Source organism: Modestobacter sp. SSW1-42 (assembly GCF_046635825.1).
In the GTDB taxonomy this organism is placed as follows: domain Bacteria; phylum Actinomycetota; class Actinomycetes; order Mycobacteriales; family Geodermatophilaceae; genus Modestobacter.
The window spans coordinates 607,968-628,092 of sequence record NZ_JBISCA010000003.1; the positions used below are offsets into that span (position 1 = coordinate 607,968).

At 75.3% G+C, this 20,125-nt stretch carries 22 protein-coding genes and 1 riboswitch; of the genes, 13 read left to right on the plus strand and 9 right to left on the minus strand.

Annotated features, from left to right (window positions below):
- Positions 1-78 precede the first annotated feature (78 nt).
- Positions 79-408, plus strand: coding sequence for a putative quinol monooxygenase (locus ACGBYP_RS13240; protein ID WP_411584759.1), 330 nt, complete (start codon positions 79-81; stop codon positions 406-408).
- A gap of 71 nt (positions 409-479) precedes the next feature.
- Here ACGBYP_RS13240 and ACGBYP_RS13245 read toward each other — a convergent pair whose 3' ends face one another.
- Both ACGBYP_RS13245 and ACGBYP_RS13250 read right to left on the minus strand, forming a co-directional pair.
- Positions 480-1,280, minus strand: a complete 801-nt coding sequence (locus ACGBYP_RS13245; RefSeq protein ID WP_411584762.1) for a DUF1684 domain-containing protein — start codon at positions 1,278-1,280, stop codon at positions 480-482.
- Positions 1,281-1,317: 37 nt separating this feature from the next.
- Positions 1,318-2,694 carry an aminotransferase class V-fold PLP-dependent enzyme gene (locus ACGBYP_RS13250; protein WP_411584764.1) on the minus strand — a complete coding sequence of 459 codons (1,377 nt, stop codon included), beginning with the start codon at positions 2,692-2,694 and terminating at the stop codon, positions 1,318-1,320.
- A 33-nt stretch (positions 2,695-2,727) separates the two neighbouring features.
- Positions 2,728-2,840: riboswitch (SAM riboswitch) on the minus strand.
- 65 nt (positions 2,841-2,905) lie between these two features.
- Here ACGBYP_RS13250 and ACGBYP_RS13255 point away from each other — a divergent pair.
- The gene (locus tag ACGBYP_RS13255) at positions 2,906-3,406 is read left to right on the plus strand and encodes an NADPH-dependent FMN reductase (protein WP_411584767.1); all 501 of its coding nucleotides are present in this window, start codon (positions 2,906-2,908) and stop codon (positions 3,404-3,406) included.
- A 90-nt stretch (positions 3,407-3,496) separates the two neighbouring features.
- Here ACGBYP_RS13255 and ACGBYP_RS13260 read toward each other — a convergent pair whose 3' ends face one another.
- On the minus strand, positions 3,497-6,238 hold the full coding sequence (locus ACGBYP_RS13260; RefSeq protein WP_411584770.1) for an endo-1,4-beta-xylanase: 2,742 nt from the start codon (positions 6,236-6,238) through the stop codon (positions 3,497-3,499).
- Between the two features lie 343 nt (positions 6,239-6,581).
- Between ACGBYP_RS13260 and pdxY the strand changes: the two genes are divergently transcribed.
- The 3 genes from pdxY (at position 6,582) to ACGBYP_RS13275 (ending at position 8,217) form a co-directional block, all read left to right on the plus strand.
- Positions 6,582-7,439 carry a pyridoxal kinase PdxY gene (gene pdxY, locus ACGBYP_RS13265; protein WP_411584773.1) on the plus strand — a complete coding sequence of 286 codons (858 nt, stop codon included), beginning with the start codon at positions 6,582-6,584 and terminating at the stop codon, positions 7,437-7,439.
- A complete protein-coding gene (locus tag ACGBYP_RS13270) occupies positions 7,436-7,909 on the plus strand; it encodes a heme-degrading domain-containing protein (RefSeq protein WP_411584775.1) in 474 nt (157 codons plus the stop codon). The genes pdxY and ACGBYP_RS13270 overlap by 4 nt, the downstream gene beginning before the upstream one ends.
- Positions 7,910-8,019: 110 nt before the next feature.
- The gene (locus ACGBYP_RS13275) at positions 8,020-8,217 is read left to right on the plus strand and encodes an RGCVC family protein (protein WP_411584778.1); all 198 of its coding nucleotides are present in this window, start codon (positions 8,020-8,022) and stop codon (positions 8,215-8,217) included.
- Positions 8,218-8,238: 21 nt separating this feature from the next.
- Here ACGBYP_RS13275 and ACGBYP_RS13280 read toward each other — a convergent pair whose 3' ends face one another.
- The gene (locus ACGBYP_RS13280; RefSeq protein ID WP_411584779.1) at positions 8,239-9,351 is read right to left on the minus strand and encodes a ScyD/ScyE family protein; all 1,113 of its coding nucleotides are present in this window, start codon (positions 9,349-9,351) and stop codon (positions 8,239-8,241) included.
- 188 nt (positions 9,352-9,539) lie between these two features.
- Here ACGBYP_RS13280 and ACGBYP_RS13285 point away from each other — a divergent pair, with 188 nt between their 5' ends.
- Positions 9,540-10,418, plus strand: a complete 879-nt coding sequence (locus tag ACGBYP_RS13285; RefSeq protein WP_411584781.1) for a pentapeptide repeat-containing protein — start codon at positions 9,540-9,542, stop codon at positions 10,416-10,418.
- Positions 10,415-11,005 (plus strand): HXXEE domain-containing protein, encoded by a 591-nt coding sequence (locus ACGBYP_RS13290; RefSeq protein ID WP_411584783.1) that lies wholly within the window; start codon positions 10,415-10,417, stop codon positions 11,003-11,005. The genes ACGBYP_RS13285 and ACGBYP_RS13290 overlap by 4 nt, the downstream gene beginning before the upstream one ends.
- 13 nt (positions 11,006-11,018) lie before the next feature.
- Here the strand turns inward: ACGBYP_RS13290 and ACGBYP_RS13295 are convergent, their stop codons facing one another.
- Genes ACGBYP_RS13295 through ACGBYP_RS13315 form a run of 5 tightly spaced genes read right to left on the minus strand, consistent with a single transcriptional unit; the run spans position 11,019 to position 14,546 of the window.
- Positions 11,019-11,435 carry a Fur family transcriptional regulator gene (locus ACGBYP_RS13295; RefSeq protein WP_411584786.1) on the minus strand — a complete coding sequence of 139 codons (417 nt, stop codon included), beginning with the start codon at positions 11,433-11,435 and terminating at the stop codon, positions 11,019-11,021.
- The gene (locus ACGBYP_RS13300; protein WP_411584789.1) at positions 11,432-11,842 is read right to left on the minus strand and encodes an ArsR/SmtB family transcription factor; all 411 of its coding nucleotides are present in this window, start codon (positions 11,840-11,842) and stop codon (positions 11,432-11,434) included. The genes ACGBYP_RS13295 and ACGBYP_RS13300 overlap by 4 nt, the downstream gene beginning before the upstream one ends.
- Before the next feature lie 4 nt (positions 11,843-11,846).
- Positions 11,847-12,746: a metal ABC transporter permease gene (locus tag ACGBYP_RS13305; protein ID WP_411584791.1), complete on the minus strand. Its 900-nt coding sequence runs from the start codon at positions 12,744-12,746 to the stop codon at positions 11,847-11,849.
- Entirely contained in the window at positions 12,743-13,603 is an 861-nt protein-coding gene (locus tag ACGBYP_RS13310) for a metal ABC transporter ATP-binding protein (RefSeq protein WP_411584793.1), read from the minus strand. Before ACGBYP_RS13310 ends, ACGBYP_RS13305 begins: the two co-directional genes overlap by 4 nt.
- Positions 13,604-13,610: 7 nt before the next feature.
- Positions 13,611-14,546 (minus strand): metal ABC transporter solute-binding protein, Zn/Mn family, encoded by a 936-nt coding sequence (locus tag ACGBYP_RS13315; RefSeq protein WP_411584796.1) that lies wholly within the window; start codon positions 14,544-14,546, stop codon positions 13,611-13,613.
- Between the two features lie 201 nt (positions 14,547-14,747).
- Between ACGBYP_RS13315 and ACGBYP_RS13320 the strand changes: the two genes are divergently transcribed.
- The 6 genes from ACGBYP_RS13320 to ACGBYP_RS13345 are packed head-to-tail and all read left to right on the plus strand — an operon-like array spanning position 14,748 to position 20,112.
- Positions 14,748-15,062, plus strand: coding sequence for a DUF1490 family protein (locus ACGBYP_RS13320; RefSeq protein WP_411584798.1), 315 nt, complete (start codon positions 14,748-14,750; stop codon positions 15,060-15,062).
- Positions 15,062-17,278 carry a heavy metal translocating P-type ATPase gene (locus ACGBYP_RS13325; RefSeq protein ID WP_411584800.1) on the plus strand — a complete coding sequence of 739 codons (2,217 nt, stop codon included), beginning with the start codon at positions 15,062-15,064 and terminating at the stop codon, positions 17,276-17,278. The genes ACGBYP_RS13320 and ACGBYP_RS13325 overlap by 1 nt, the downstream gene beginning before the upstream one ends.
- A gap of 60 nt (positions 17,279-17,338) precedes the next feature.
- Positions 17,339-17,539: a hypothetical protein gene (locus ACGBYP_RS13330; RefSeq protein ID WP_411584802.1), complete on the plus strand. Its 201-nt coding sequence runs from the start codon at positions 17,339-17,341 to the stop codon at positions 17,537-17,539.
- Between the two features lie 31 nt (positions 17,540-17,570).
- Positions 17,571-18,539, plus strand: a complete 969-nt coding sequence (locus ACGBYP_RS13335; RefSeq protein WP_411584804.1) for a metal ABC transporter substrate-binding protein — start codon at positions 17,571-17,573, stop codon at positions 18,537-18,539.
- A complete protein-coding gene (locus tag ACGBYP_RS13340) occupies positions 18,539-19,246 on the plus strand; it encodes a metal ABC transporter ATP-binding protein (protein ID WP_411584806.1) in 708 nt (235 codons plus the stop codon). Before ACGBYP_RS13335 ends, ACGBYP_RS13340 begins: the two co-directional genes overlap by 1 nt.
- The gene (locus tag ACGBYP_RS13345; RefSeq protein ID WP_411584809.1) at positions 19,240-20,112 is read left to right on the plus strand and encodes a metal ABC transporter permease; all 873 of its coding nucleotides are present in this window, start codon (positions 19,240-19,242) and stop codon (positions 20,110-20,112) included. The genes ACGBYP_RS13340 and ACGBYP_RS13345 overlap by 7 nt, the downstream gene beginning before the upstream one ends.
- Positions 20,113-20,125: the final 13 nt, after the last annotated feature.

The window sequence follows — 20,125 nt, forward strand, 5'->3', positions numbered from 1 at the left end:
CCCCGCACGACGACGGCCGGTCACCTCCGCACGGGGGTGACCGGCCGTCGCGCGCTGCCGGGCTCCTACGCTGCCCGGATGATCCTCATCGTCGTGAAGTGGCCCGTCCGCCCCGAGTTCGACGACCAGTGGCCCGAGCTGGTCCGCGAGTTCACCGACGCCGTGCGCGCCGAGCCCGGCAACGTCTTCTTCGAGTGGTCCCGCAGCGTCGACGAGCCGCACACCTGGGTGCTCGTGGAGGGCTTCCGGGACGCCGAGGCCGGCGCGGCGCACACCTCGTCGGAGCCGTTCAAGAAGGCCGTCGGCCAGATGCCGGACTGGGTGTCCGCGACGCCGTCGATCATGTACGTCGACTCCCCCGACCTGGCCGGCTGGGGCCCGATGGGCGAGGTCCAGCCCCGCGGCTGACCGCTGGCGCCACGCACCGCGGCCGGTCACCGCCGCAGGGAGGTGACCGGCCGCTGTGCCGTGCCGGGGGGTCAGGCCGCCGGCTTCTTCTCCCCCGCCTCGACCGCGATGGGCAGGCGGTTCTCCGCCGGCGGCAGCGGGCAGGTCGCGAAGACCGTGTAGGCGCACGGCAGGTTGGTGGCCCGGTTGAAGTCCACGACCACGGTGCCGTCGGCGTCCGGGGCGCCGACCTTGAGCGACCGGTTCGCCGCGTAGGTGGTGACCCCCGACGTCTCGTCGGTGAACAGCACCATGAAGGTGCCCGGCGTCGCGCCGTCGAACGCGGTCAGCGCCAGCTGCCGGCCCTCGAGGGTGAACTCGATCCGGCCGGGGGCGTCGTAGACGTGCTCGAGGCCCTCGACGACCGAACCGACGGTGGTCGGCCGGGGCTGGTCGAAGGGCACGTAGGTGCCCGTCACCCGCCAGCGCGGGTCCGCCTCGTACGCCGGGGTGCCGGTGTAGGCGGCGAGCACCGGGTTGGCCGGGTCCCGCGGCCGGACGACGTCGGCCCCGCCCCGGCGGGCGACCTCGATGACGACGTCACCGGCGACCGCGTCGACCCCGCCGCGCTCCGGGACCTCGCCGAACGCGTGCTCACCGTGTACGGCCGTGCCGTCGACGACGAGCTCCTCGCCGTCGGCGAGCCGCACGACCGGGCCGCCCGGGCCGGCCCACCACTGCCCCGGGATCCCGGCCACCCGCTGCGGGGAGTCGGTGAGCCAGGTCAGGCCGGTGATGGCCAGGAAGCCGTGGCCGTCGGCGCGCACGGCCTCGTGCTGGGCGTGCCAGGCCGCCCACTCCTCGGCGAAGGTCGGGCTCTCGGTGACGGTCATCGGCGCTCCTGGGGTCGGGGGTGTCGGGGCCGGGCGTTCAGGCCGTCGCCGGCCCGCAGCCGGCGCCGCGGGCGACGGCGGCCGGGTCGGCGCCGGCCAGGCCGGCCGGCGGCCGGGGGTCGTTCACCGGCTGCCAACGCCCGGCGACCTGCGCGTAGTCCGCCTGTGGTCCCTCGCTCAGCCAGGCGTCCAGCGCGGTGACCAGCCGGTCGACGTCGGCGAGGGTGCTGCCGACCCCGACGCTGGCCCGCAGCGCCCCGTCCGGGACCCCGAGCCGGGTGACCAGCGGGTGCGCGCAGAACCGGCCGTCGCGCACGCCGATGCCGTGCTCGGCGGACAGGTAGGCGGCCACCAGCCCGGGGTCGGCCCCGGCGACGGTGAACGAGACGACGCCGGTCGGCTCGTCGGAGTCGGCCCAGATCCGCAGCACCCGGACGCCGGGCAGCGTGGCCAGGCCCTCGGTCAGCCGGGTGCGCAGCGCCCGCTCGTGCTCCTCCAGGGCACCGGCGGGCAGGGCGGCCAGCGCGTCGCACGCGGCGGCCAGGGCGACCGCGCCCAGCACGTTGGGCGAGCCGCCCTCGTGCCGGTGCGGCGCCGCGGCCCAGCTGGTCTCCGCCACCGTCACCTCGGTGACCGCGCCGCCGCCGGCCAGGTACGCGGGTGCGGCGTCCAGCCAGTCGCGGCGGCCCACCAGGGCGCCGGAGCCGAACGGTGCGTAGGTCTTGTGCCCGGAGAGCACGACGTAGTCCGCGCCGGAACCGGCCAGGGAGAACCGGCGGTGCGGGACCAGCTGCGCCCCGTCGACGACCACCCGGGCGCCGGCGGCGTGCGCCAGCTGCACCACCTCGTGCAGCGGCAGCGACTCCCCGGTCACGTTGGAGGCGCCGGTGACCGCGACCAGCGCGTACGGCGCGGCGGCCAGCTCGGCGCCGAGGGCGCGCAGCGTCGCCACCACCGTGTCGCCGGTCGGCAGCACGGTCACCGGGCCGCGGCGCTGCCAGGGCAGCAGGTCGGCGTGGTGCTCGCAGTCGAGCACCAGCACCGCGGCCCCGTCCGGGACGGCGCCGGCGAGCAGGTTGAGCGAGTCGGTGCTGTTGCGGGTGAGCACGCAGACGTCGTCCGCCCGCGCGCCGACGAAGCCGGCGACGGTGGCCCGCGCCGACTCGTAGAGCGCGGTGGACACCTGGGAGAGGTACCCGGCGCCGCGGTGGACGCTGGCGTAGAGCGGCAGCGCCTCGGCGACCCGGTCGGCGACCGACTGGAGCGCGCGGGCACTGGCGGCGGCGTCGAGGTCGACGTAGCGGGTGGTGCCGCCGGGCACGAGCGGGACCCGGGTCTGCGCGCCCACCACGGGCAGCAGCGGCGCGGCGCCGGCGACGGGGGCGGCGGGCGCACAGAGGACGGCGTGGGACATGAGGGTGCTCCTGGGTCCGGGGACCCGGGCACGGGTCCGCGCTTTGCGGCTGCGGGGTGCAGTCGCCAGGTCGTCACCCGGGGCACCCGCTCGCGGAGGAGGGTTGCCGGCCAGCAAGCCGGGGCTGAACGCTGGCACTCGTGACCTGGGCCGAGAGTGGCACAGCGGCCCTCATGTCGTCAATCCTCATCGACATGGTGAGGTATGAGTCGTGACCACCATCGCCGTCGTGGGCAACCCCAAGCCGAACTCCCGCACCCGCGCCGCCGCCGAACGGGTCGTGCACGAGCTGACCGGCGCGCCGCCGGACCGGGTCGTGGACGTCGTCGACCTCGGTGCCGGACTGCTGTCCTGGGGCGACCCGGCGGTCACCGAGGCGGTCGACGCCCTGCGCCGGGCCGAGGTCGCCGTCGTCGCGAGCCCCACCTACAAGGCGACCTACACCGGGCTGCTCAAGCTCTTCCTGGACCAGGTGGGCACCGGCGACCTGGCCGGGGTGGTCGCCGTCCCGCTCATGCTCGGCGGCGGACCGACGCACGCCCTGGCCCCGGAGCTGCTGCTCAAGCCGGTGCTGGTGGAGCTGGGCGCGACCACCCCCACCCGGGGGCTGTACCTGGTCGACCGGGTCTGGGACGCCCCCGGCCCGCTCGAGGACTGGGCTGCCGTGGCCCGCCGGCAGGTGGCCGCGGCCCGCACCGCCGGCCGCGACTGAACGGCACGAGGCCCCCGCTCACCGGTGTGAGCGAGGGCCTCGGCCTGTCGGGGTGCCGTCCGGGGCGCGGTCAGCGCCCCGGACGAGCGGTCACTTCCGGACGTCGATGGTGACCGTGTTCGTGCTGGTCACCTTCGCCCCGAAGGCGTCGGTCATGGTCAGCGTGCAGTCGAACGTCGCCGTCCCGACCTGCGTGGGCGTGCCGCGCAGCTGGAAGTCGGCGTTCTGCCCGGCCGGGTAGTCGCGGTTGGTGACCTGCTGGGCGGACCCGGGGGCCAGCTCCAGCTTCATGGCCGGACCGGACTTCTGGGTGCAGCTGTAGGCGAAGGTGCTGCCCACGAGCTTCCCCGTGCCCTTGTTGCCGAACTGCACGACCACCTGGACGTTCTGCTTCACGTTGGCCCGGACGACCGACCCGTTGTTGACCTGCGAGTACAGGTCGGTCGTCGTGGGCGGCGCGGTGACCACCACGTCGAAGCTCACCGGGTTGGCCTTGTTGCCGGCCTTGTCGGTGGCGGTGCAGGTGACCTTCGTGGTGCCGATCGGGAACAGCGAACCCGACGGCGGGGTGCAGACCGGCGTGACGGCGCCGTCCCGGGTGTCCCCGGCCTCGACCGTGTAGGTCACCTTCGCGCCCTGGGTGCTCGTGGACGTGGCGTACACGGTGTCGTGCCCGGCGATGCGCGGTGCGAGCTGGTCGCTCGGGCGCGCGGCGAGCTTCGTCGGGTCGACGATGCCCCAGTAGGCGGGCTTGGCCTCCAGCTCGTCACCGAAGGGCAGCGGCGCCTCCCACGGGCGGGCCGCCGGCCAGGTGCGCAACCAGCTGCGGGCGTTGCTGATCCCCCAGAAGGTGACCGACTCCAGCGACTCCTCGTGCGTCCGCAGCATGGCGAACAGGTCGCGGTAGTAGTAGCCGTTCTCGAGCTCCGCCTGTGCCTGGTCGGCCATGCCCGGGCGGTGCTGGGGCGTGGTGCCGGAGCTGACGTCGGCGCCGAAGTTCTCGGCCGAGGTGCTCACGTCGAGCTCGGTGACCGCCTGCAGCAGGGTCGGGTCGAGCGCCTCGACGGCGTCCATGGAGGCGTCCAGCCACTCGATCGGGCGGCTGAAGTCGACGTGCGCCTGATGGCCCACCCCGTCGATCGGCACCCCGCGCTGCTTGAGCGCGGCGATCAGCGAGAGGTAGTCGGCCCGCTTGGTCGGCATCTCGGTGTTGTAGTCGTTGATGAACAACTTCTGGGCCGGGAAGTACTTGTCCGCGATCCGGAAGGCGTCGTCGACGAAGGTCTCACCCAGCACCTGGAACCAGCGGCTGTTGCGCATGTCGTGCGGGTTGGGGGTGTCGCGGTCCTCGATGACCTCGTTCACCACGTCCCAGGCCCAGATCGGGCTGTCGCCGTCGGGGTAGCGGGCGTTCACGTGGTCGGCGATGGCCTTGACGTGGGTGTCCAGCCGCTGGCGCAGCAGCGCCTGGTCGGCCGGGCTGTTGGTCAGCCACTGGCCGTTGCGCTGGAAGAACCAGTCCGGGGTCTGGGAGTGCCAGGCCAGCACGTGACCGTAGACCTGGACGCCGTTGGCGTCGGCGAAGTCGAGCAGGCGGTCCAGGTCGCCGAAGGTGAAGGTGCCCTCGGTCGGCTGGATCTCGGCCGGCTTGCCGTCGTTCTCGGGGGTGAACGCGTTGAAGTGCCTGGTCAGGAGCTGCGACGGGCGGCCGACGGTCTCCCGCGGGTCGATCGCGGTGCTCACGTGCTCGAAGCCCTGGGCACCGAGGACGTCCTTGAGCGCCGGCACGTCCTCGATCGGCGCGTCCACCCGCGGCTTCATCGTGAGGTCGTCGACGGTGAAGGGGACGTTGGCGGTGCCCTCGACGTAGAGCTGCGCGCGGTCCGCCGGCGCGCCCAGGGTGTAGGTGCCCTTGAGCTCGGTCCACGCATCGGCCGTGACGACGGCACTGGCGCCCGCGACGCCCTCGTAGGCGGTGGAGGTGCCGGCCTTGTCCCGCTGGACGGAGACCTGCAGCGACGCCGGCGCCTGGCCCGGGGCCAGCTTCGCCCACACCGAGACGTCGACGGTGACGCCGACGGCCACGTTCTCGGTGACGTCGATCGTCGGGCCCTGCCAGTTCTGCAGGCGGTTGGTGACCGCCAGACCCGCCCCGGTGCGCCCGCCGGTGGGGGCCAGGGCGACCTGGGCGTCCCCGCGCGGGCCCCAGCCCTGCAGGCCGGACTCGAAGTCGGTGGACAGCGGGGCGGCGGTGCCGGGGGCGACCGGTGCGGCGGCCTCGCCGACGATGCGCACGTCGTCGACGTAGAACTGCTGCGTCGGGTCGGGGCTCTCCAGGTACAGCTCGAGCCCGCTGTTGGCGGTGCCGAACGTGTACTGGCCGCCGACCTTGGTCCAGGTGCTGTCGGAGACGGCGATCTGGTAGCCGCCGACGGTGTCGTACGTCGTCACCCCGCCGGTGGTGGTGCGGACCGAGCTGACGGTGATCTGGTCGGTCGTGGCGGCCGGGTCGGACCCGGTGCCGGCCTTGAGCTTGACCCAGGCCTCGACCTCGTAGGTGCCGGCGGGCATGAACGCGTTGGCGTTCAGCGCGGGGCCGTGCCAGTTGGCGGTGCGGCCGGTGGCCAGCAGGCTCTGCGCGCCGGTGCGCGCCTGCTCGGTGGTGACGGCGACCGTGGCGTCACCGCGGCCTGCCCAGCTCGCGGTGCCGGACTCGAAGCCGGTCTCGTAGACGGTGGCGGGGGCGGCGGAGGCGGCGGGCGCGGCCAGCAGGCCGACTCCTCCGGCCAGGGCGAGGCAGAGGGCTCCTGCGCTCAGGCGACGTCGTGTCATGTGTGGCGTTCTCCTCGGGCGGCGGTGCTCGGGTGGGAAGTCACGGAAAGTGTCGAAAGTCTCTCGACGACCGGGGGAAGTGAAACACCGCGGCAACGCGGGGTCAACGGTCCGTTCACCGGGTCGTGTGCGGACGATGACGTCGTTCCCAGGGTGACCGGTGACCGGACGTGACCGATCCGTGATCGAAAGGTTCCGAGAATTGCACCGATCGGCGCGTCGACGACGTGTCGCTCACGCTGGGTCCGCACTGAGCGCCGACCGTGAACTGCCTCACAGCCGGCGGGCGACGGTGGACCGGCAGGCGGCGGACGTCCGGCACCGGTGTGCCATCGTCGGCGGCATGGTGAACGTCCTGTCCGTCCAGTCGCACGTGGCCTACGGGCACGCCGGCAACGCCTCGGCGGTCTTCCCGCTGCAGCGGCTGGGCGTCGAGGTCTGGCCCGTGCACACCGTGCAGTTCTCCAACCACACCGGCTACGGCGCCTGGACCGGGCGCGTGTTCGACGGCCAGGCCGTCGAGGAGGTCGTGCAGGGCATCGAGGACCGGGGCGTCCTGGGCAGCTGCGACGCCGTCCTGTCCGGCTACCTGGGCTCGGCCGACATCGGCCATGCGGTGCTCGGTGCGGTCGCGAAGGTGCGCGCGGCCAACCCGGACGCGATCTGGTGCTGCGACCCGGTCATCGGCGACGTCGGGCGCGGGGTGTTCGTCCGCCCCGGCATCCCCGAGTTCCTGCGCGAGGTCGCCGTCCCCGCCGCCGACGTCGTCACCCCGAACCACTTCGAGCTCGACCTGCTGGCCCAGCGGGAGACCCGCACGCTGACCGAGGTCACCGACGCCGTCGCCGCCGTCCAGGCGCTGGGGCCGCGGGTCGTGCTCACCACGTCCCTGGTCACCGAGGACACCCCCGACGACGCCGTCGACCTGCTGGCCTCCGAGGGCGGTCGGCACTTCCGGGTGCGCACACCGCGGCTGGACGTGTCGGTCAACGGCGCCGGCGACGCGATCGCGGCGCTGTTCCTGGCGCACTGGCTGCGCACCCGGTCGGCCGAGCAGGCCCTCGGCCGGGCCGCGGCCTCGGTGTTCGGGCTGCTGCGGATGACCGCCGAGGCCGGCTCCCGCGAGATCCTGCTGGTCGCCGCGCAGGACGAGTACGTCTCCCCCACCCGCACCTTCGACGTGACCGAGGTCCGACCATGACCGACTTCCCCGCCCTCACCGAGCTCGCCGCCCAGGAGGCCGAGCTCCAGCTGCCGGGCTTCACCAACGACGACGCCTGGGCGCTGGGCTCGGCGCTCGTCGCCCGCGCGCAGGCCGAGCAGCTGCCGGTCGCGATCGAGATCTCGCGGCACTCGCACCAGCTCTTCCACGCCGCCCTGCCCGGGGCGACCCCGGACAACGACACCTGGATCGCCCGCAAGGCCGCCACGGTGCACCGGTTCGGGCACAGCTCGCTGTTCGTCGGGCAGCGCTCCCGGGAGAACGGGACGACGTTCGAGGCGGAGTTCGGCCTGGACCCCGAGCGCTACGTCGCCCACGGCGGCGGCTTCCCGGTGCTCGTGCGCGACGTCGGCCCGGTCGGCGTCGTCGTGGTCTCCGGCCTGCCGCAGGTCGAGGACCACGCGATGGTGGTCGCCGCCCTGCGGGCCCACCTGGCGACCCGCGGCTGACCCCGCGGACGGCGTAGCGTCGGCGGCACGGTCCTCCCGCGCCAGCTCCCGACGACCGTCGGGCGCCGCGCACTCTCCCGCCGTGCCGTCGGCGGAGTCAGGCCGCTGCCATGACCGTCTCCCCGTTCGCCACCGACGCGCCCTCCCCCGAGGACACCGCACCGGCTCCCCACGCCGGCGTGCCGGAGGCCCCCGGCTGCCCGGCCTGCGCCCACCCGATGAGCGCCCACGACCGGATCGGCGTCCGGTTCTGCCTGGCCACCACCGCCGGCGGGACCGACCGCGGCTGCGTCTGCAGCGCGGCCTGACCCCGCCGGCGGCGGCGCGGCTCAGCCGCCGGCCGGGGTGAAGGCGCGGCGGTCGACCCGGACCAGCTCGCCGGAGTCGGCCGGGAGCCCGAGGAAGGCGGCCACGCTCCACGCCGAGGCGTAGAGGTCGCCGTCGCGGGCCAGCAGCCCGGTCGGCATGGTCACCTGGGCCGTGCTGCGCTCCCCGCGCCAGCTGATCCGGGTGACCTCACCGACGTCCGCCGGGTCGAAGCCCTCGCCCGGCTCACCCTCCGGTGCGCCCTCGCCGACGTTGGACACGTACACCGTGCCGTGCCCGTCGACGGCCAGCCCGGTCGGCGAGGTGAGCCCGTCGATCACGTGCACCACCTGCCCCTCCGGGGACAGGACGTACACCCGGCCGGCGCCGGGCACCTCGGCGCCCAGGGTGCTGACGTAGACCAGGCCGTGCGGCCCGGCGGCGATGCCGGTCGGCACCGGGTCGCAGCCGACGGTGCCCGGGTTGTTCTCCGCGGTCTCGCACCCGGCGACGTCGGTGACCAGCGGCGGGACGAAGAACGTCGACACCTCCCCCGTGCGCCGGTCGACCGACAGGACGGCGTTGGCGCCCGCGTCGGCCACCAGCACCCGGCGCTTCTGGGCCAGCACGGCATAGGGGTTGGACAGCGCGTCGACGGGCGCCCCGTCCGGGCCGAACTGGAGCTGACCGTCGGGGTTGGCCGCGAGCTCGTAGGCCAGCAGGTCGATGGTCTCCAGCACACGGCCGCCGGGCTCGGCGACCACCAGCGAGCTGGCCCCGGGTGCCGGCTCGGCGGGCGGTGCGCCCTCCTCCGGCGGCGGCGCCTCGCCGGTGGCGACGAACAGCCGCCCCCGGTCGAAGTCGACGCCCTGCGGCGTGGCGAGCCCGCTGAGCAGGGTCTCCACCCGGCCCGAGCGCAGGGACACCGAGGACACCTCCCCGCTGCCGGACTCGGCGACCACGACCCGCTTGCCCCGGTAGTCGCTCACCTGCCGGGGCCCGTCCAACCCGCCGGCCACGGTGGTGACGGGCTCACCGTGGTCGTGGTCCCCGGTGGCACCGGCCGGGCCCGCCGGCAGCACCACCACCGCAGCCCCGGCCGCGACCACCACGGCGGTCTTCCTCCAACGCCTCATCGAGCTCCCCCTCGATCTCCCCCGCGTCTGTGGACCTGCTGTGACGGCGGACACCTTCCTCGCCGGGCCAGGCGCGGCTCAACGGTGATCCGCCCACCCGGCGCGCGCCGTCGCGCGCCGTCGCGCGCCGTAGCCGCGCGGGTGGCCGCCGTACCGGGCCGGGCGCCGCCCGCCCCTACAGTCGGCGCGTGACCGTGCCGCACTCTCCCGCCGCCCCTGCGGCACCCGACCTCGCGACGCTGCGCGCGGACCTCCGCGCCGACTGCAGCCGCTGTGTGGGGTCGTGCTGCGTGGCCCCGGCGTTCGCCGCGTCCGCCGACTTCGCCATCGACAAGCCGGCCGGCACCCCGTGCCCGAACCTGCGGGCGGACTCCCGCTGCGGCATCCACGACCGGCTGCGCGACCGGGGCTTCGCGGGCTGCACCGTCTTCGACTGCCTGGGCGCCGGCCAGCGGGTCACCCAGCACACCCTGGGCGGCCGCGACTGGCGGGGCGACCCGGAGGTCGCGGCCACCCTGTCCGCCGTCTTCCCGGTGATGCGGCAGCTGACCGAGCTGCTCTGGCACCTCACCGAGGCCGGCACCCTGCTGCCCGACGGCCCGCTGCGCACCGCGGTCGAGGCGGCGCGCGCCCGCACCGAGCAGCACACCCTCGCCCCGGCCCCCGACCTGGTCGCGCTCGAGGTCGGCGGCTGGCGCCGCGAGGTCGGCGAGCTGCTCGGCGAGGTCAGCGAGGCCGTCCGCGCGCAGGTGCCCGGCCGGGCCCGGGACCGCCGCGGCGCCGACCTCATGGGCGCCGGGCTCCGCGGGGCGGACCTGCACGGGGCGAGCCTGCGGGGCGCCTACCTGATCGGCGCCGACCTGCGGGGCGCCGACCTCCGCCGGGCCGACCTGCTCGGCGCCGACCTGCGCGCCGCGGACCTGCGGGGAGCCGACCTCACCGGCGCGTTGTTCGTCGCGCAGCCCCAGCTCACCGCGGCCACCGGCGATGCCGCCACCCGGCTGCCCGCCGGGCTCGACCGCCCCGCCCACTGGGCGGACGCGCGCTCCCCCCGGTCGCGGCGGTGAGCCCCGGGCCGTCCCGGCGGACGACGACCGCGGACGACGAGCGACGACGACGGCTGCGGGCGGCCGTCGTCCTGACCTTCCCGCTGGCCTTCGTGCTGCACGACCTGGAGGAGGTGCTGGCCGCCGGCACCTGGGGCCGGCGCGCGCCGGACCTCGTCCGGGAGCGCGTCCCCCGCGCTCCCGACCGGGTCGCCCGGGCTGCCGCGGTCTCCACCGGGCAGATGGCGGTCGCCATCACGGTGGTCGGTGCCGGGGTGGCGGTCGTGACCCGGTCGGGCTGGCGCCACCGGGACGACGACCTCGGGCTGCTGCCGCCCGCACTGGGGGCCTTCGCCGCGCACGGGGTGACCCACCTGCTCGGCTCCGCGGTGCTGCGCGCCTACACGCCGGGCGTGCTGACGGTGCCGCTGGTGGTCGCACCCTGGTCGGCGTGGGCCGGGTGGGCGCTGCACCGCGCCGGCGGCGGCCGGCTCCCGACCGCCGGGGAGCTGCTGGGCGCCGCGGCGGCGACCGCGGTGCTGGTCGGCGGCGGGCAGCTGGCCGGGGCCGCCGTCGTCCGGGGCAGGGCAGCGCCCCCGGACGCCTGACGGGCCGGTCGGCTCAGCTGTCGGCGGCCGCCGGCTCGGCCTCGCTGGCCACCCGGTGGCAGGCGGCGCAGGTGCCGAAGATCTCCAGGGTGTGCTTGACGTCGACGAACCCGTGCTCGCCGGCGACCCGGTCGGCCCAGCGCTCGACCGTGGGCCCCTCGACCTCCACCGTGCGGCCGCAGCTGCGGCAGACCAGGTGGTGGTGGTGCGTGGTGCTGCAGCGGCGGTAGATCGCCTCGCCGTTGTCGGTGCGGATCGAGTCGAGCTCGCCGTCGTCGACCAGCGCCTGCACGGCCCGGTACACGGTGGACAACCCGATGCTGTCGCCGGAGGCACGCATCCGGGCGTGCACCTCCTGGGCACTGTGGAACCCGTCGAGGGAGTCGAAGACGGCGACCACGGCGGCGCGCTGGCGGGTGTTGCGGATCATCGCGGCATCGTCCCACTCCCGCTCTCGCAGGTCTCGGCGACCGGTGTGGCGGCGGCGCCGTGGGAGACGTGGGCGAGGGCGTCCCGGACGATGTGGGCGACGTGCGGGTCGACCAGCTCGTAGTGCACCTCCCGGTGCCGCCGCTCCCCGACCACCAGGTCCGCCCCGCGCAGCACCCGCAGGTGCTGGGAGACCAGCGGCTGGGGCGCGCCGAGGGCGTCGACCAGCTGGTGCACGCACCGGCTGCCGTGCTGGTCCAGCAGCGCGATGATCGCCAGCCGCATCGGCGCGGCCAGCGCGGCGAGCAGGGCGCTGGCGGCCTGGACGGCGTCCGGGTCGACGGACGGGTCGACGGCCGGGTCGGCGGCCGGGGTGGCGGCCCGCTCCTGGCTCGGTGCAGCGGTCATGACATCACGGTAACGCCATGTGAGAACTGTTGTCGACTGTGGACCGCTCGGCAGGCTCCTCCTCCCGGCTCCCCCACCCGCGGCGCATGCGCCGGCGCGAACTCAGCCGGCACACCACGTAGATCAGGAAGCTGATCGTGGTGACGAAGGGGCTGATCGGCACGCTGGTGCCCAGCGCCACGAGGATGCCGCCCACCGCGGAGGTCACCGCGAACACGACGCTCAGCAGCGGTGCGAGCACCGGCGAGGCGGTCACCCGGAAGGCCGCCGCCGCCGGGGTGACCAGCAGCGACAGCACCAGCAGCGCCCCCACCACCTGCACGGCGAGGGAGACCGCGAGCGCCAGCAGCACGGTGAACACCACCGACAGGAGCCCGGCGGGCAGCCCGCGGGCGACCGCCACCTCGGGGTCGGCGCTGAGGAAGGTCAGCGGGCGCCAGATCAGCGCCAGCCCGACGACGACCACGACCGAGAGGCTGATCAGCCAGCCCAGCTGCTCACCGGCCACGGAGACGACCTGCCCGGTGAGCAGGCCGAACTTGTTGGCCGCCCGCCCTTCGTACAGCGCCAGGAAGAGCACGCCCAGCCCGAGCCCGAAGGGCATCAGGACGCCGATGACGGAGTTGCGGTCCCGGGCCCGGACGCCGAGCGCGCCGATCAGGGCACCGGCGACCAGTGAGCCCAGCACCGACCCGAGCGCGACGTTGATGCCCAGCAGCAGCGCGGCGGCCGCGCCGGCGAAGGACAGCTCGGCGATGCCGTGCACCGCGAACTGCATGTCGCGCATCTGTACGAAGACCCCGACCAGCCCGCCGATCACCCCGAGCAGCGCCGCGGCGATGAGCGAGTTGTGCACCAGCTCGAGCAGCCGCCCGTAGTCGCTGAAGTCGAACAGGTCGTTCATCGGTGCTCCGCGTCGGGGTGGTGGGAGTGGTCGTGCCCGCGGCCGGCCTCGACCGGGTGGTCGGGCGTGCCGACGACGACGATCCGGCCGCGCACGGTGAACACGTCGACCGGCGTGCGGTAGAGGTCGGTGAGCGACTCGGAGGTGAGCACCTCGGCCGGTGTCCCCAGCCGGTGCCGTCCGCCGGCGACGTAGAGGACCCGGTCGACCATGTCGAGCACCGGGTTGATCTCGTGGGTGACGAAGACGACGGCGGTGTCGTGCTCCCGGCGCCGCCGGTCGATCATCGAGCTGACCGCCCGCTGGTGCCGCAGGTCCAGGGACAGCAGCGGCTCGTCGCACAGCAGCAGCGACGGGTCACCCACCAGCGCCTGGGCGATCCGGACCCGCTGCTGCTCACCGCCGGACAGCAGCCCGATCGGGGCGTCGGCGTAGGCGGTCGCCCCGACCGCCGAGAGCGCCTCGTCGACCCGCGCCCGGTCGGCCTTGCGGCGCGGCCGCAGCCCGAACCGGTCGCCGTCGATGCCCAGCGCGACCAGGTCGCGGGCCCGCAGCGGGGTGGCGGCGTTGAGCGTCTTCTGCTGGGGGACGTACCCGATCGCCCGGTTGCCCCGGCCCGGGGGCCGGCCGGCGACCGCCATCGAGCCGGCCGACAGCGGCTGCTCGCCCAGCACGGCGCGCAGAAAGGTGGACTTGCCCGCCCCGTTCGGGCCGAGGACCGCCAGGAACTCCCCCGGCGCGAGGTCGAGGTCCAGGTCGCGCCACAGCGTCCGCGACCCGAACGCCACCGCCGCTCCCCGGACGGAGAGCGGCGGGGCGGCGACGGCGTCCGGGCGTGCGCCGGCGCTGGTGCTCACGCGGTGGTCAGGCCGACAGCGCGTCGGCGACGGCGTCGATGTTGCTCTGCATCCAGGAAACGTAGTCCTCGCCCTCGGGCAGGGTCTCGGTGACCGGGACGACGGCGACGCCGGCGGCCTCGGCGGCGGACAGGACCTGCTCGGTCTCCGCGCCGGTGGTCTGCTCGTTGTAGACCAGCGCCTCCACCTGGCCGCCGGTGAACAGGTCGATGGTCTCCTGGAGCACGGCCGGGGCGACGTCGTCGCCCTCCTCGATCGCCTCGGAGAACTCCTCGGGCGTGCGGTTCTCCGCGCCCAGGGCGTCCAGCAGGTAGCCGGGGACGGGCTCGGTGATCGCCACACCGGCGCCGGCGGTGCCGGCCTGCTGCTCGGCCTCGCTGTCGATGAGGCCCTGCACGGCGTCGCTGAACGCGGCGCCGTTGGACGCGTAGGTGTCGGCGTTGTCCGGGTCGATCTCGCTGAGCCGGGAGACGATCTCGTCCGACAGCTCCAGCACGGTCTCGAAGTCGTACCACATGTGCTCGTTGAGCTCCTCCCCCGCGGCCTCGGCCTCGGCCTCGCGGCCGGACAGCTCGACGACGTCGATCACCGGGGCGTCGGAGCCGCTGGCCTCGATCAGCGTGCCGACGAAGTCGTCGTAGCCACCGCCGTTCTCGATGACCAGGTCGGCGTCGGCGACGGCCAGCTGGGTGCGGGTGTCGGCCTCGTAGGAGTGCGGGTCCGCCGACGGGTCGGAGATGATCGAGGTGACCTCGACGCCGTCGCCGGCGATGGCCGAGACGATGTCGCCGTAGACGTTGGTCGAGGCGACGACGGAGACGCCGCCCTCCGCCGACGACGACCCGGCGGCGTCCGCGGCCGACGCGTCGTCCGAGCCGCAGGCCGTCAGCAGCAGCAGCGAGGACGCGGCAACGGCTGCCGACAGCGACTGGACCTTGCGCATGAGAGCTCCCAAGAATGACAACGGTTACCGCTAGCGTAAACGACGTCCCGGGGCAGCGTGTCCCCCGGGTCCGCGCCGGGCCGGGCCAGGTCGCTCGGGTCGACGTCCGCTCGGGCCCCGATCGCCGCTGAGGACGATTCCCGTTAGCGTCTCTCCGCAGATCGTCCCCCCGTCACCCCCTGCAGCACCGAGGAGCCGTCCATGACCGAGACCGACCGCACCCGCACCGCCACGGCAGGGCGGCTGCTGCGCAAGGCCGCCGGCACCGTGGCCACCGGCGTGGTCGGCGTCGCCGTCGTCCGGGCCGCCGAGCGCGGCGAGGCCGGCAGCCTGCCCCGCCGGGTCGCCGTCACCGCCACCCGCCTGGGCATCCTGGGCACCCGCCGGGCCGAGACCGCCGTCGAGCGCGCCCGGCTGGCCGCCGGCGACGTCCGGGCGCAGGCCTACGCCGACCTCGGCGAGCAGGCTCCCCCGCCGGCCGACCGGTCCACCGGCGGTCACGAGCACAGCCACTGATGACCGCCGCGACCAGCACCCCGCCCACGGTCGTCGCCGACGCCGGCGGCCGGGTGCGGATCGCCGTCCCGGCGCTGACCGGCTCCCCGTCGCGCGCCGTCCAGGTCGAGGACGTCCTCGACGGCGTCCCGGGCGTGCTGGCCGCGCAGGCGTTCCCGGGCACCGGGCACGTCGTGGTCTGGCTGACCCCGGACGCCGACCGGGCCGAGGTGCTGGCCGTGGTGGCCGGCGCCGGAGAGCTCTCGCCGGACGCCGTCGTCGCCCGCCACCCCCGCTCGGCCGACGTCGCCAACACCGAGCTGCTGCGGATCGGCATCGGCGGGGCCGCCCTGGCCCTGCTCGGCGTCCGGCGGTACGGCTTCGGCCGGCCACCGGTGCTGTCGGGCCGCAGCCGGCTGGTGGCCAGCGCGCTGACCCTGTTCACCGGCTACCCGTTCGTCAAGGGCGCGTTCGGCGCGCTCGCCGGCAAGCGCACCGCCGGCACCGACGCACTGGTCACCGCCGCGACCTTCGCCTCGCTGCTGCTGCGGGAGAACGTGGTCGCGCTGACCGTGCTGTGGCTGCTCAACATCGGCGAGTGGATGCAGACCCTCACCCTGCGCCGCACCCGCCGGGCGATCTCCGCACTGCTGGCCGGCACCGAGACCACCGCCTGGGTGCTCGTGCCCGGCGAGGGCGGGGCGCCCGACGTCGAACGCCAGGTCGACCTCGCCCAGCTGCGGGTCGGCGACCTGGTGGTCGTGCACGACCAGGCCACCATCGCCGTCGACGGCGAGGTCGTCGACGGCACCGGCGTGGTCGACCAGGCCGCCATCACCGGTGAGCCGCTGCCGGCGTCGGCCGCTGCGGGCGACACCGTGCACGCCGGGTCGGTGAACCTGCGCGGCCGGCTCGTGGTGCGCGCCTCGGCCACCGGCTCGGACACCGCGATCGGCCGGATCATCGCCCGGGTCGAGCAGGCCCAGGACGACCGGGCGCCCATCCAGACCGTGGGTGAGGACTTCTCCCGCCGCTTCGTACCGGCGTCCTTCGCGCTGGCCACGGTGACCTGGCTGGTCACCCGGGACGTCCGCCGGGCGATGACGATGCTGCTGGTCGCCTGCCCGTGCGCGGTCGGGCTGTCCACGCCCACCGCGGTGAGCGCGGCGATCGGCAACGGCGCCTCCCGCGGCGTGCTGATCAAGGGCGGTGCGCACCTGGAGGCGGCCGGCCGGGTCGACGCCGTGGTGTTCGACAAGACCGGCACGCTCACCATCGGCCGGCCCGTGGTCACCAACGTCGTCTCCTTCTCCGACGCCTGGACGCCGGAGGAGGTGCTCGGCTACGCGGCGAGCTCGGAGGTGCACTCCCGGCACCCGCTGGCCCAGGCGGTGATCCGCTCGACCGAGGAGCGGCACGTCTTCATCCCGCCGCACGAGGAGTGCGAGGTGCTGCTCGGGCTGGGCATGCGCACCCAGGCCGACGGCCGGGTGCTGCTGCTGGGCAGCGAGGCGCTGATGGCCGGCGAGGGCGTCGCGGTCGGCGCGGACGCGGCGCACTGGCTGACCACGCTCCGGGCGGCCACCGAGACCCCGCTGCTGCTGGCGGTCGACGGCGAGCTGGTCGGTCTGGTGAGCCTGCGCGACGAGATCCGCCCGGAGTCCCGCGCGGTGCTCGACGCGCTGCGCGCCACCGGGGTGCGCCGGATCGTGATGCTCACCGGCGACCACGCCGCGACCGCGGCTGCGGTGGCCGGTGAGCTCGGCATCACCGAGTGGCGGGCCGAGGTGCTGCCCGAGCACAAGCAGGACGTGGTGGCCGCGCTGCAGGCCGAGGGGCACACGGTGGCGATGGTCGGCGACGGGACGAACGACGCCCCGGCGCTGGCCGCGGCCGACATCGGCATCGCGATGGGTGTCTCGGGCACCGACGTGGCGGTGGAGACCGCCGACGTCGCGCTGGTCGGCGACGACCTGCGGCACCTGCTCGACCTGCGCGAGCTGGGCGGCCGGACGCTGCAGATCGTGCGGCAGAACTACGGCATGTCGATCGCGGTCAACGGCATCGGCCTGCTGGTCGCCGGCGGTGGCGCGCTGTCGCCGGTGCTCGCCGCGGTGCTGCACAACGCCAGCTCGGTGGCGGTGGCCGGCAACTCCGCGCGGCTGGTCCGCCACCGCGGCGTGCACCGCGACGACCACGCGATCGAGCCGGACGGGACCACCGCCGGGCGGCCCTGACCGCCGGTGGCCGGCTGCTGCAGGTGCCCGGCGACCTGCTCCCCGGCGCCGGACTCGCCGATGGCCGTGCCCAGCGCGGCCCGCAGCGGCAGCCAGTGCGGGCCGCTGCCCGAGGGCATCGGGGTCGCCTGGAAGGTGCCCGTCCAGGGCCCCGGCGACCTCGACCGCCCGGCGGGTGCCGAGCAGCTCGGCGGAGCCGGCCAGCTCCAGGCAGGTGGGGCACGCGCCGGCCTCGCGGATCGGGGCGGTGCGGTGTGTTGACAATGATTGTCATAAAGCTCAGGGTGGGCGCATGTCTCTGCCCCGGCGCCTCCGCACCGCCGCCCCCGGCCTGCTCGCACTGATCTGCGCCGGGACGCTGACCCTCGCCGGCTGCTCGGCCGCCGACGGCGCGGAGCCGGCTGCGGCCGGTCGGGACGGCCTCGCCGTCGTCGCGTCCTTCTACCCGCTCGAGTGGCTCAGCCGGCAGGTCGCCGGCGACCTCGCCGACGTCGCCACGCTCACCCCGCCGGGCGCCGAGCCGCACGAGTACGAGCTCACACCCCAGGACGTCGCTGCGGTCTCCGAGGCCGACGTGGTGGTGTACCTCGACGCGCTGCAGCCCGCCGTCGACGCAGCGGTGGAGCAGCAGGCCGGCGACCGGGCCTTCGACGTCGGCAGCGCCGCCGACCTGGACCTGGTGTACGTGGCCGGCGAGCACGGTGACGAGCACGCCGAGGACGAGGAGCACGCCGGGGAGGACGCGGCCGTCACCGACCCGCACTTCTGGCACGACCCGATGCGGATGGCCGCCGTCGCTGACGCGCTGGCCGAACGGCTGGGCCGCGCCGACGCGGCCGATGCCGCGACCTACACCGCCAACGCCGCCGCCCTCCGCACCCAGCTGGAGGAGCTCGACGGCGAGTTCCGCAGCGGCCTGGCCACCTGCGCCAGCCGCGACGTCGTCACCCGCCACAGCGCCTTCGGCTACCTCGCCGAGGCGTTCGGCCTGCACCAGGTGGGCATCAGCGGGCTGGCCCCCGACGAGGAGCCCGCGCCCAGCGCGCTCACCGACGCCACCGCCTTCGTGCGCGAGCACGGCGTCTCGACCATCTACTTCGAGACGCTGGTCAGCCCGGCCGTCGCCGAGACCGTGGCCCGGGAGACCGGCGCGCGGACCCGGCAGCTCGACCCGGTCGAGGGGCTCACCGACGCCTCGCAGGGCGACGACTACCTGGAGCTGATGCGCGCCAACCTGGCGAGCCTGCGCGCAGGTCAGTAGTGCTCCTGAGCCCACGCCCCGCACGGGCGATCACTGCCCCGGCCGGCCGGGCGGGCGACGTCCTCGAACTGCGCGGCGCCACCTTCGGGTACGGCCGGCGCCCGGTGCTGCGCGGGGTCGACCTGACGGTCCGGCGCGGCGAGGTGGTGGCCGTCCGCGGCCCCAACGGCGCCGGCAAGTCCACGCTGGTCCGGGGCGTGCTGGGCCTGTCGGAGGTGCTGGCCGGCGAGGTGCGGCTGTTCGGCCGGCCGCGCGGGCAGTTCCGGGACTGGCCGCGGGTGGGCTACGTGCCGCAGCGTTCGACGGTGGTGGGCAGCGTCCCGGTCACCGTCCGCGAGCTGGTCTCCTCCGGCCGGCTGGGCCGGGTCGGCCTGTGGCGGCGGTTCGGCGAGGCCGACCGGTGCGCCGTCGACTGCGCGCTGGAGGGCGTCGGGCTGGCCGGGTCCGACCGGCGCCCGGTCACCGAGCTGTCCGGCGGCCAGCAGCGGCGGGCCCTCGTCGCCCGCGCCCTCGCCGGCGACCCCGAGCTGCTGGTGCTCGACGAGCCGACCGCCGGCGTGGACGCCGACCACCAGCGGGTGCTCGCCGCGACCCTGGCCGGGCTGGCCGCGACCGGCACCACGGTCGTGCTCGTCGTCCACGAGATCGGCCCGCTGGCGCCGGTGGTCACCCGCACGGTCACGCTGGCCGGGGCCGCGGGGTGCTGAGCTACGACTTCATGCAGCTGGCGCTGGTCGCGGCCGTCCTGGTCGGGCTCACCGCACCGACGGTCGGCGTCCACCTGGTGCAGCGCCGGCTGTCGCTGATCGGCGACGGCCTGGGGCACGTCGCCCTGCTCGGCGTCGCCATCGGGCTCGCCACCCGCACGGCACCGGTGCTCACCGCACTGCTCGCCACGGTGGGCGGCGCGCTGGTGGTGGAGCTGCTGCGCAGCCGCCGCTCGGCCGGCACCGACGTCGCGCTGGCGATCCTGTCCTACGGCGGCATCGCCGGTGGCGTCGTCGTGGTCACCCGTGCACCGGCCGGGACGCCGACCAACCTGGACAGCTACCTGTTCGGGGCGCTGACCACCACCACCCGGGCCGACCTCGTCGTCTTCGCCGTCATGGCCGTCGTCGTCCTGGCGGTCACGCTCGGGCTGAGCCGCCACCTGTTCACCGTCGCGCTCGACGAGGACCACGCGGCGGCCAGCGGGCTGCCCGTGCTGCGGCTGAACCTGCTCCTGGCCGTGGTCACCGCCGGCACCGTCACGCTGTCGATGCGGGTGCTCGGCCTGCTGCTGATCAGCGGCCTGATGGTGCTGCCCGCCGGCTGTGCCCAGCTGGTCGCCCGCAGCTTCCGGGCGAGCCTGGCCGTCGCCGTGCTGGTCGGCGTCACCGCCGCGGTGGGCGGCACGGTGCTGTCCTTCCACGCCGACACCCCGTCGGGCGCGACGATCGTGCTGGTGACCGTCGCCGGCTACGCGGTGCTGGCCGGCGGGCGGGCCGTGCTCCGCGGCTCACGGCGCCTGCACGACCCCGCCGCTGCCCCACCGGTCGAGCAGCTGCCGCGACGGGCCGGCGTCCTGCGCTGACCTCACCGCCGGG